Annotated in this window: 12 protein-coding genes; 7 read left to right on the top strand and 5 right to left on the bottom strand. The window is 37.2% G+C overall.

The features are described 5' to 3' along the window. The first annotated feature begins 134 nt into the window (after positions 1 to 134). From ACRD7B_RS10425 to ACRD7B_RS10405, 5 genes are all read left to right on the top strand, one after another. A complete protein-coding gene (locus tag ACRD7B_RS10425; RefSeq protein ID WP_430824490.1) occupies positions 135 to 614 on the top strand; it encodes a hypothetical protein in 480 nt (159 codons plus the stop codon). Between the two features lie 13 nt (positions 615 to 627). Further along, the gene (locus ACRD7B_RS10420; protein WP_430824489.1) at positions 628 to 1401 is read left to right on the top strand and encodes a hypothetical protein; all 774 of its coding nucleotides are present in this window, start codon (positions 628 to 630) and stop codon (positions 1399 to 1401) included. Positions 1402 to 1407: 6 nt separating this feature from the next. Beyond that, positions 1408 to 1968, top strand: a complete 561-nt coding sequence (locus tag ACRD7B_RS10415) for a LemA family protein (protein WP_430824488.1) — start codon at positions 1408 to 1410, stop codon at positions 1966 to 1968. Positions 1969 to 2058: 90 nt separating this feature from the next. Next, entirely contained in the window at positions 2059 to 3030 is a 972-nt protein-coding gene (locus tag ACRD7B_RS10410) for a DUF3137 domain-containing protein (protein ID WP_430824487.1), read from the top strand. 60 nt (positions 3031 to 3090) lie between these two features. Beyond that, entirely contained in the window at positions 3091 to 4362 is a 1272-nt protein-coding gene (locus ACRD7B_RS10405) for a T9SS type A sorting domain-containing protein (RefSeq protein ID WP_430824486.1), read from the top strand. A gap of 292 nt (positions 4363 to 4654) precedes the next feature. On the opposite strand, the gene ACRD7B_RS10400 is transcribed toward ACRD7B_RS10405, so the two are convergent. From ACRD7B_RS10400 to ACRD7B_RS10380, 5 genes are read right to left on the bottom strand one after another with little or no spacing between them, the layout of a single operon-like run. Then, positions 4655 to 5341 (bottom strand): hypothetical protein, encoded by a 687-nt coding sequence (locus ACRD7B_RS10400; RefSeq protein WP_430824485.1) that lies wholly within the window; start codon positions 5339 to 5341, stop codon positions 4655 to 4657. Positions 5342 to 5385: 44 nt separating this feature from the next. Next, the gene (locus tag ACRD7B_RS10395; protein WP_430824484.1) at positions 5386 to 5889 is read right to left on the bottom strand and encodes a hypothetical protein; all 504 of its coding nucleotides are present in this window, start codon (positions 5887 to 5889) and stop codon (positions 5386 to 5388) included. Between the two features lie 21 nt (positions 5890 to 5910). Then, entirely contained in the window at positions 5911 to 7002 is a 1092-nt protein-coding gene (locus tag ACRD7B_RS10390) for a hypothetical protein (RefSeq protein ID WP_430824482.1), read from the bottom strand. Next, positions 6992 to 7525 carry a hypothetical protein gene (locus ACRD7B_RS10385; protein ID WP_430824481.1) on the bottom strand — a complete coding sequence of 178 codons (534 nt, stop codon included), beginning with the start codon at positions 7523 to 7525 and terminating at the stop codon, positions 6992 to 6994. The genes ACRD7B_RS10390 and ACRD7B_RS10385 overlap by 11 nt, the downstream gene beginning before the upstream one ends. Before the next feature lie 7 nt (positions 7526 to 7532). After that, on the bottom strand, positions 7533 to 8099 hold the full coding sequence (locus ACRD7B_RS10380) for an RNA polymerase sigma factor (RefSeq protein ID WP_430824480.1): 567 nt from the start codon (positions 8097 to 8099) through the stop codon (positions 7533 to 7535). Between the two features lie 351 nt (positions 8100 to 8450). Between ACRD7B_RS10380 and ACRD7B_RS10375 the strand changes: the two genes are divergently transcribed. Together ACRD7B_RS10375 and ACRD7B_RS10370 are read left to right on the top strand one after the other, a co-directional pair. Continuing rightward, entirely contained in the window at positions 8451 to 9779 is a 1329-nt protein-coding gene (locus tag ACRD7B_RS10375) for an ammonium transporter (RefSeq protein ID WP_430824479.1), read from the top strand. A gap of 112 nt (positions 9780 to 9891) precedes the next feature. Next, positions 9892 to 10242, top strand: a complete 351-nt coding sequence (locus ACRD7B_RS10370) for a P-II family nitrogen regulator (protein ID WP_430824478.1) — start codon at positions 9892 to 9894, stop codon at positions 10240 to 10242. Positions 10243 to 10317: the final 75 nt, after the last annotated feature.

The raw sequence follows: 10317 nt of genomic DNA, 5'->3' as shown, positions 1-10317 counted from the left end.
AGAGCCAAGCTTGCTTGAGCTATGCCGAGCGCCGAACAAATCAGGAAACAATTTGTGAAGAAGTGAGGGTAGAGCCAAGCTTGCTTGAGCTATGCTAATCAATTATTGATCAATTAAATAATTATACAAACATTATGAGAAAATACACACTATTAATAATAGTAGTCAACTTATTTTTTGCAGTAACTAGCTGCGTGAGTAAGGTTGAAAAGGTTGATAAATTAGGAAAGATTGAGGTTGAAATACCTGCTGAATTAGAAGGGAATAAAGAAATAGTAGCTTATGTTGACGGCATGACCGAAGTAGCTAATAATTATGCTGAAATAATCGATGATGTGATGGAAGATGTTGGTGAATTTGCCGGAATGGATGAGTCGGAACTGGGCATGATGGATCAGCTAAAATTAGTAAAAGCTACTGGTGAGGTTACACTTAAGTCAGCCGAAGTTATGGGGCAATGGCTTGAATATACTGACAAGCGTATAGATCTAGGTAAACAATTAAGTGAAGCTGAGTTGAAAGCCTTGGATGACGTATGGAAGCAATTTGAAGATAGGATGGAGGAGATTCAAAATAAATTTGATTCGGAGATAGCTAACAAAACAGAATCTTAAAAACCAAACTTGTATGAGAGTAATATATCTACTAATTAGTTCAATGCTGTTGTTAGCATCTTGTAATAACAATAGCCTCGAATATACTATCCCTGCTGAATTAGAAGGTAATGAGCAGGCAATTGAAATAATGAATGAGATGGCAAGTGCCGCTGGCGATTGTCAGCTTGCTATGCAAAAGGCAGTTAAATTTTCTGTTCAACGCGAGGGCGATAGTACAAAAGAGTTAAGTGCTGGTGAGGGTATCAAGGCTGGACTTGCTGTATCGCGTGTTATGTTGGCAAAAAATAATATGGATGAGGCGAAAGAAAAAGCTAAACTATTGCGCGAAGATCTTAGTCCGGAGCAGATGCGTGTTCTTGAAAATGTACTTGCCGATCTAGAGTCTCAGATAGGTAATATTGATACCAAAAAGATTGGTTTAAGCGATGAAGAGCTAGCTAGATTAGAGGCCGATGAGGATATAAATTTTGGAAACATGCTTGCGGAGAGTCCTGAAAAGAAGGCTGTTCGCGACTCATTGGAGGCAGAAGCTGCGTATGTTGCTGAGCAACACAAGTTGCACAACGAATGGTTGCGCTCGCAAGGTAGAGCCGATGAAATTACTGATTATAGTGCTAATGCAGACAATAGTGTTGAAACGCCTATGTGGCTTGGTATTGCCTTTCCGATTTTAGTTTTACTGTTGATGCTCGGTTTTTTTATTCTCAAAGCCAGGCGTTTTTATAGGGGGATTAGAAAGGTTGCCGATGATGTAAGTTATGCTAAAAATCAATTTAAAAAATAAAATACGATGAATTCTACAATTATAATAGCCGTAATTACACTTGTAATAATTATTTGGATAGTAATGATGTATAATAGCCTTGTTCGTAATCGCAATGAGGTGGATAATGCCTTTGGAGGTATGGATGTGCAGCTTAAAAAGCGTTATGATTTAATACCGAATCTGGTGTCTACAGTTAAACAATACGCTGCGCACGAAAAGGACTTGTTGACTAAAGTAACTGAAATGCGAGCTAAAGCTACTGATGGTAACTTAAGTGCCGATGAAAAAGTGGCTTTGGATAATAAGATATCATCAGGCATGAAAAGCCTAATGGTAGCCGTTGAGAATTATCCGGATTTGAAAGCAAACGAGAACTTTATGAACCTTCAGCGCACGCTTACTGAGGTAGAATCTCAAATATCGGCAGCGCGTCGCACCTACAATGCTGTTATCACAGATTTTAACAATGGAACCCAAACATTTCCTAAAAGCATCGTTGCTGGTGTAATGAAGCTACAGCGTAAGGAGGTCTTTGTAATTCCGGAAGTTGAACGCCAGAATGTGGATGTTAAAAGCCTGTTCTAACAAAATATTGTAAATGCTGACAAACTACACATCGTGTAATTCAATGCTAAATGACAGATTATAGTACTCAAACCTTATCAAAAAGTTCCTATGAAATCATTTGAAGAATTAAAAAAATTATACGAAAATGAACTTAAGCCGCAATTGGCCGGGATGGAAGATCAACGTAAGTTCATAAAAAAATGGCGCAATCTTGGTATTGTGGCTGCAGTCTTCATTTTCCTAACTTATCAGCTGGGCGAAAGTCTTATGAGTCCTACAATGGTCATTGTAACGCTTGTGTTATTCGCCATAGCTGGTATTTATTGCGCCATAAAAGCATATATCCGTTATCAGGATTATAAAAAAGTGTTTAAAGTTGAAGTGGTTGAGAAAATTGTTAAGCTGATAAATACTGATTATAAATACAATCCTAGTGCTCATATTCGAGAACAGTTCTATTCTTTATCAGGTATTTTTCCTGAGGATCCTGATCGCTGCACGGGTGATGATTTAATAACAGGAACGATTGAGCAAACCCCTTTTCAATTTTCAGAATTAAAAACAGAAGAGAAAACGGTGTCACGTGATGATGATGGGAATAAAAGAACCCAATGGAATACAATTTTTAGAGGTATTTTCTTTGTGGCAGAATTTAATAAGCAGTTGGGCGAAAGAACATTTGTAATGCCACAGAATGATCGACGAACAACTAATATTTTTGGTAAAGAGCGTAAGAAGAATCGTTTGCATGGCGAAATGGTGAAACTTGAGAATCCTGAATTTGAACGTTTGTTTACAGTATATGGAAGTAGTCAGCAGGAGGCGCGCTACGTGCTCACACCTGTACTTATGGAGGCCATTGTTAATATTCAAAAGCAACTTGGTTTAAAAATGTACTTCTCGTTTGTAGGCGAAAATGTGTACTGTGCCATTCCTATGGGTAAAAATATGTTTGAGCCTAAAATCAGTAAGGATGGTATTAACTATAAGGATGTGGAAGAAATGTTTCTGCTTTTTAGTCTGATTGAAACGATTATTCATGAAATGAATTTGAATACGCGCATTTGGACTAAGGCATAATTATAGCACCGATATAACTCTAGGTGTACTCAAACCTTTTAAAACTTAATTAACTAAACTATGAGAAATTTATACTTTTTATTGGCATTTTTATTATTGACGATGTCAGCTATGGCTGATGAATACACTGTTACGAATATTCGCACAACAAAAGCTTCGGGAGCTAAGTTAGCAGTGGGGCAAACCATGAATTTTACTTTTAATTATACCAAGCCAGATGGGCCTGTGAAAATTGCATTTGTACCTTTTGACGACGTTGGTGATGAGTTGCGCAATTGTATTTTAGTAAAAAAATCTGTTGTGACTAATTCAGGTCAGGCATCCGTTAGCATGACTTTTACATCAAACGATGGCAATGTTGATGCCATATGGGTAGAGTTCCGAAATGGAGCAGGAACGCTAATGAAGCGAATTTATAAAAATATACAGTTCGAAATTGTGGATTGTATAGTTGATAATGTGAGTGTTAATCGAGGTGTTACTTCGATGTTGGCTGTGAATGAAGAGGTTGAGGTGTCGTTTGATTTTTTCAAGAATACAAATAATGCAACGGTTTCTTTCCAGCCATATAACGATGGGCAACCATGTCAGTCAGTTTCTTATTCAGCTGCAATGTACGATGGTGAAAACGGCTCAGGCACAGCTACCTTCGAAATTAACTCGCATCAAATGGTTAATCAACTTCGTGTTGTTATGGGTGATCGCGATGATCAAGGATTGGTATACTATGAACGATTTATCAATGTTGATTATCGTGTATTTCCATACGCTTTCTATCAAATTAACGTAGTCTCACCTTTGCAGTTGGCTGTTAATGAGGATGTGCAGTTTAATTATAAGTATATAAAAACCGATGGGGAATTAAAGTGTGCCTTCCGATTGTATTATCAAGATGCCATTGTTCAGAATCAGCTGGTGCCAGATTATTTTACAACATCGGCTTACAGGGGAGATCGTAGCGAAAGCTTTACCCTTTCGGCAGATGGTAAGGTTGATGAAGTAAGGTTGATGTTTATTGATGCTTCGAACCAAATAGTATATAGCAAGTCGTGGCCGGTTGATATAACTTTTGGTACGCCCACTGCTATTGACGATGAGCTCATTGACGATCAGGTAAAGATTTATCCGAATCCATGTGTCGATTATTTTACCATTGAGGCAGGTGAAGAGCTAAGTTATGAATTGTATGATTTGACAGGAAGTTTATTGCTGTCTGGTAAGGTTTCGGGTTTATCTGCAAATGTGGATGTAAGTGAAATACCTTCAGGAACTTATCTTGTTAAAATGCATGTAGGAGGTGCGTTAGTAGTTAAAAAACTAATACTAAAATAAATACATTGTTAAAATTTCGTATTAGTCAGATAATCAGTGTTTTGAGTATTTGTAGAGATATTGTACTTATGGCTGAATGTTAATGTGTTATGAATAAGGCTACTGACTACTGACTTCTGACTAACGAGCTATTAAATATAGAATTGGGGGTTAATTTGATGTCTTCATTTCCACGATTATCGGGATTGGAAGACAAGGTTAATGGTTGTTAAGTGAAAGGAGGTAGCTTGTGCTTGAGCTACCTCCTTGTTTGCTTTCTTGTTAAGAACGGGTTTTATTAGTTGGGTTAAACCTAAAATTTACCAAATTTAAGTGCTATGCCATAGTTCATACCTCTTAGCATATCTTTTTCACCAATTCTAGTAGGTTCGCCAATACCAGGGTTTTTATAGTCTAAATTGATATTGCTAGTGTATCTATAGCTGGCAGAAAGTGCAATTCTGAAAAATTTCAACATATTGAACTCAACTTCAACGCCGGGTTCCACTACAAAAAAAGCATCGCTATCCTCATAGGTGTTTTGGTAGTCATGGTCTGAATTTTCCCAATCAGTATTTTCCCAATGTTTGGTATATGCTACTCCTCCTGCACCAATTAGTATTGGAAACGAAAGGTGTATGGGTTTTTTAGCACCTATAATTGGTTCAAAAAGCAGACCTCCATAACCACCAGTTATTTGATACTTTTGCGGTTGTCCATCATTAAGAATGAAAGGATCTGTTTTTGGATCGGTAATAAAGCCATAGCCACCCATACCTATTGCAAAATTGTGATCGATTATCCATGCACCACGGCCTCCTATTAAAATTGCATCTCTGTCGGCTATATTGCTATAACCTACCATTACTGCTCCGTATCCTCCATTTGATTTTTCGCCCCCTTTGCCACTAAAAAGTGTTTGTACATCATTGTCGCTTTCCTGTGCATGGAGAAGTCCTGCACAAAGAATAAATGTTAGGCTGAAGATTAATTTTTTCATATTGTATGTTTTTTTATTTCGTTAATGTAAACTGTTGTAAATATTTAAAATGTGAAAGCAGCTGATACTGTGAAATTATTCATGTTGAGTCGAAAAAAATTGGGCCCAAAAAACTCAAAATTTGGCATGTAATCAGCTGATAAAACAAATGGTACTTTCAAAAAACGATATTCTAATGATAGATATCCATCAACACCTGGTGAAAAAAAGTGACCTGTGTTAACAATGGGTGGAGCAAATGGTGTAAACAAATTACGCGAATCAATTTTAGTGCGATATGCAAAATGAACACCATAGCCATAGGCAAAAAACCATTGACTTGAGGTAGCCGGAAACGCAGGGGTGTGAAATAAACGTAAGCCAGTTAATTGTGCACCTTTATTATTTACCTGAAAACGTCCCATTGCACCATTTTTTTGATTAAATAGTCGCTTGTAACTTACGCCCCAATATTCCCCAGTTGATACGCGAACGGCATTGTTGTAATCTTGCGCACTTAGCTTTAGTGTTACAAGACTTATTACAAATATGATTATTATCGATTTCATTCTTATTTCCTCAATGTTGGGTTATTTATGGCTTATCTTTAAGGTCGCATCATTAATTTGCACTTGTACTTTCTCTTTAGCAGTCTGGCTTTTATAATAGAATGATACAGGATTGCTTTTCACTAATTCTTCCCAGTTTGCTTCATTGGAAGAGATGGATTGTGCCAAAATGATATTGCTCTTAGGTCCCTTAATCGTGCTTTTATAAGCAACAGGATTTTCCATTACAAGTGTGCAATTGGTGTATGCCGAGTTAATTCGTATTAGTTTATATGCCGGGGCAATGCCCAAGTGTTTAAGTTCTCCGTACTGCATCACCATATTATATTCGTTGTTTAAATTGTAAATGCTCAATTTACTGAAGTAGGTGTCTCCAAATACGAAGCCAATATTGTCTATGCTGTACTCATCGCGTTTCGACTTTAGCTTTATCAGGTTACAATCTTTGATATTTACCTTTGATGATTTTGAATTGATATCTAATTGTCCTGCTTTATCAATGTTAACTTCTGCAAAATTGAGGTTTAAGGTACTTTGCTCGAGTTGCTCGATGATAACATTTCCAAATTCAAGGTTTAGTATGTTAGAGCCGCTTATTTTGCGTGCTTGAAAATCTCCATTCGACAATTGTACATTAATGTTCCCATGAAAATCAGGTATAAATATGTCACCGTATCGATTTTCGATCTTTAGGTTGATGTAGGACGGAACCTTCACGAAATAATCAATACGTGAATTGTTATTTGGTGATGATAGCATGTTTGTGGCTTCTTTAATATTTTTGAAAAACGAAGAATATTTGCTTCCAAAAACGGTTTCGGCGGAAAGAAAAGCAGAGTTGCCACCTATCTTAAACTGCACATTGTCCTTTATTTTATTAAACTTTGCTTCACTCTTTTCTGAGATGAAGAAATTAATATCAATGCTAATGGAGTCTTCTTCCCATGTAGAAATATGTATGTTTCCATACTTATTATTTAGTTCTAAAGTAGCGGCTGGTGAGACATAAAAGACCCTATGGTGCTTTATTTCTTCCGTAAAGCTTTGTGCTTTCGCAAAGTTAAGCGACGCCAGCAGATATAGACTAAATAATATTATCAATTTATAGTTCATAGATCTCCGTCTTTTTATTGTCATTGTCTTGTTCTTCTAAAAACGACATGATATCTTCTAATATCATTAGTTTCATTCTGTAATTCTGAATCATAGCATCAACTACTTCGGTATTTGAAACATTGTCTTTTAAGTCGTCTTTTATTTCTAATAGTAGGCTATCTAATTCGGCTAAATCATTATCCATTTCCTGCTTTAGTGCTGGGTGTTGACCTGCAAGCTGATATATTTGATTACGTTTTTGATTAACCTGAAGACTGTAATATGCTTCTGTCTCTACCATTTCAGGTATTTCGGCAAGATTAATTGATTCTGAACTATTATTAGTTATGGGCGAAAACATAACAATAAATGCAATAATAGCAGCTGCAGAAGCTAATCCAGCATATTTGATTAGTTGTATTCTTCTGGTTTGGCGATGTCCCAATTTGCTTGCAATCTGATTCCAACTAGCCTTAGGTGGTTCCAGTTCATTAAAAGCATCGAGGTTGCTGTCTATATAGTCTTTTAGTCTATCTGTCATAACACATTTAATTAAGGTTATATTGCATAGATCCGGCTTTAAGCACTTCAATCAGTTTTTTCTTAGCTCGGGCTAATTGCGATTTAGAGGTTGAAACTGATACGTTCATAATTTCGGCGATTTCTTGGTGGTCGTAACCTTCAAGCATATAAAGTGAGAAGACGATACGGTAGCCATCTGGCAAAAGCCCAAGGGCATGTTTAATATGTTCTACACTTAATGTAGTTGATTCAGTATCTTCATAATCATCACTCATAGCATCAGGTGTAATGTCTTCTTTAAGTTCGAGTGTTACTTTTTTACGTTTAAGTTCATTAATGCATTTGTTTATTGTTATTCGTTTTATCCATGCTCCAAAAGTTGATTCGAAACGATAGCTATTAAGTCGTTTAAAAGCTTCACAGAATATTTCCTGCAAAATGTCCTCAGCATCGTGCATGTTATTCATCATGCGGTAGCAAATGTTAAACATCGCCTTGGCATACAACTCGTAAAGTTGTTTTTGTGCCTTTGCATTGCCTTTGGCTGCCTTCAGGATTATAGGTTTATGTATGTCAATGTTTGTTTCTGTCAACTTTTAAACTTTTAACGCCCTAATGACAAGGAGCGAATTAGATGGTTGCATCAATTTTTAAGAAAAATGAAAGATTTTTATGAATGGTATGATTTATAAGGCTTTAAAAATACAGTAAATATTGAATATTTTTTCAAAAGCACGAAAGGACCAAAGTAGTCTGTGTTTCTGTATATGTCTAAAATATAATGGAGGTATGCGTTTATGTGGGGTGTTGTCTGGTTTTTTAATATAAAAATATAAATGCAACCCTTAATATTATAAGGTGTGTTTTTAAATTAAAGTAAAAATTTGCAAGTAGCCCCTTTGTTTTTATATTTGCACTTGAGAAAACTGATAAATGTCATAAAAATGAAAATTGGAAGAAAAATTCTACTAACATTTAGTCTATTGATGGGAATAGGTGGACTAATGAGTGCGAGTGCACACCCTGGAGTTGATTCAGGGGCAACGGCATGGATGATAACGTCCACGGCTTTGGTGTTGTTAATGGTTCCTGGTTTGGCCATGTTCTATGGAGGATTGGTGCGTTCGAAAAATGTGCTAGGTACAATGATGCATAGCTTTGCCGCAATGGGTGTGATGAGTGTATTGTGGGTAGCTGTTAGTTACAGCATGTGTTTTGGAGAGAGTGTTTTAGGTGGTTGGTTTGGATGGAATCCGGACTATGTTTTCTTAAGAGGCATTGACGAGACCATTATGGAAGGTGGCGTACCTGAATATGTGTTTTCAATGTTCCAGGGCAAGTTTGCTATTATAACACCTGCTTTAATCGCAGGAGCTTTTGCCGAGCGCGTAAAGTTTAAAGGTTACCTGATATTTATAACAGCATGGGGATTGTTGGTATATAATCCATTGTGTCACTGGGTATGGGCCGAAGATGGCTTCTTGTTTAATATGGGAGCCGATGGCGCCATTGATTTTGCTGGTGGTACGGTAGTACATATTTCAGCTGGTGTTAGTGGATTGGTTGCGGCTATTTATTTTGGAGCGCGTCGTGGTTATCCACATCGTCAAATGAAACCAAATAATTTGGTTATGACAATGATGGGAGCTGGCTTGCTTTGGGTTGGCTGGTTTGGTTTTAATGCCGGGAGTAGTGTGTCAAGCGGATTAAGTACAGCACAAGCTTTAACAGCCACACAAGTGGCAGCAGCAGCTGGCGCTATGACCTGGATTATCATTGAAAATTTTCACCAAGGTAAAATGACAGCTCTTGGTTTTGCCTCGGGAATATTATCAGGCTTGGTTGCGGTAACGCCAGCGGCCGGAGTGGTACAACCAGCTGGTGCAATGGCCTTGGGGGCAATTGCCACCATTATTTGTTATTACATGTTAATTGTAAAAGATAAACTGGGATATGATGATTCATTGGATGCTTTTGGAATTCATGGAGTGGGAGGTATTGTTGGAGCAATAGCCTTAACCTTTTTTATCCGCGATAGTTGGATGGCTTCAGCTGCTGAGAAGGCAGGTGGTGTTTGGACGATATGGCAACAGTTTGGCGTGCAAGTTACTGCAGTGGGTATTGCCATTGTTTATGCTGTAGTTCTTACACTCATATTACTGGTTGTGGTTGAAAAGTTATTTGGCCTAAAATCAACTGCTGAAGAAGAAATGCAAGGACTTGATCATACCTACCATGGAGAAAGAGGATATGGTATGTTGAATCCAAATTAAACTATTACTAAACTAATATCAAGATGGAGTTTGACTGATTTGTTTAAATGTACAAATGATTGGCTTAATCTAAGGTCTTGATTCTTTTATCTTGATACTTTATACTAATGAAATGAAACTAATAACAGCTATAATAAGATCATATCAAATGGATCAGGTTCGTGAATGCCTGATTGCCGCCGGAATTAGTCGTATTACTGTAAGCCGTGTTTCGGGACATGGAGCACAGCGTCGCGAAGAAGTTTATCGTGGTAAAAAAGTGGTTCCTAACTTAATTCCTAAAATGCGCATTGAAATTGCCGTTAATGAAGAGTTTGTTGATACAACCATTGATGCCATTGTAGAGGGCGCCAAATCGGTAAGCGATGTGGAAGGTGAAATAGGCGATGGAAAGATTTTTATCACGCCTTTGGAAGAATGTATTCGCATACGTACAGGCGAACGTGGAGGAAGTGCTATCTAGTTTATTAAAAGTAATGTGATTTAAAAATATTATACTCCAAATCTATGAAATGTCCCTTGTCGATTTATTTTGACA

This window comes from Carboxylicivirga fragile (assembly GCF_050589805.1).
Lineage (GTDB): Bacteria > Bacteroidota > Bacteroidia > Bacteroidales > Marinilabiliaceae > Carboxylicivirga > Carboxylicivirga fragile.
Note: the sequence above shows the minus strand (reverse complement) of the source record. Positions and strands in the feature narration are given on the sequence as shown.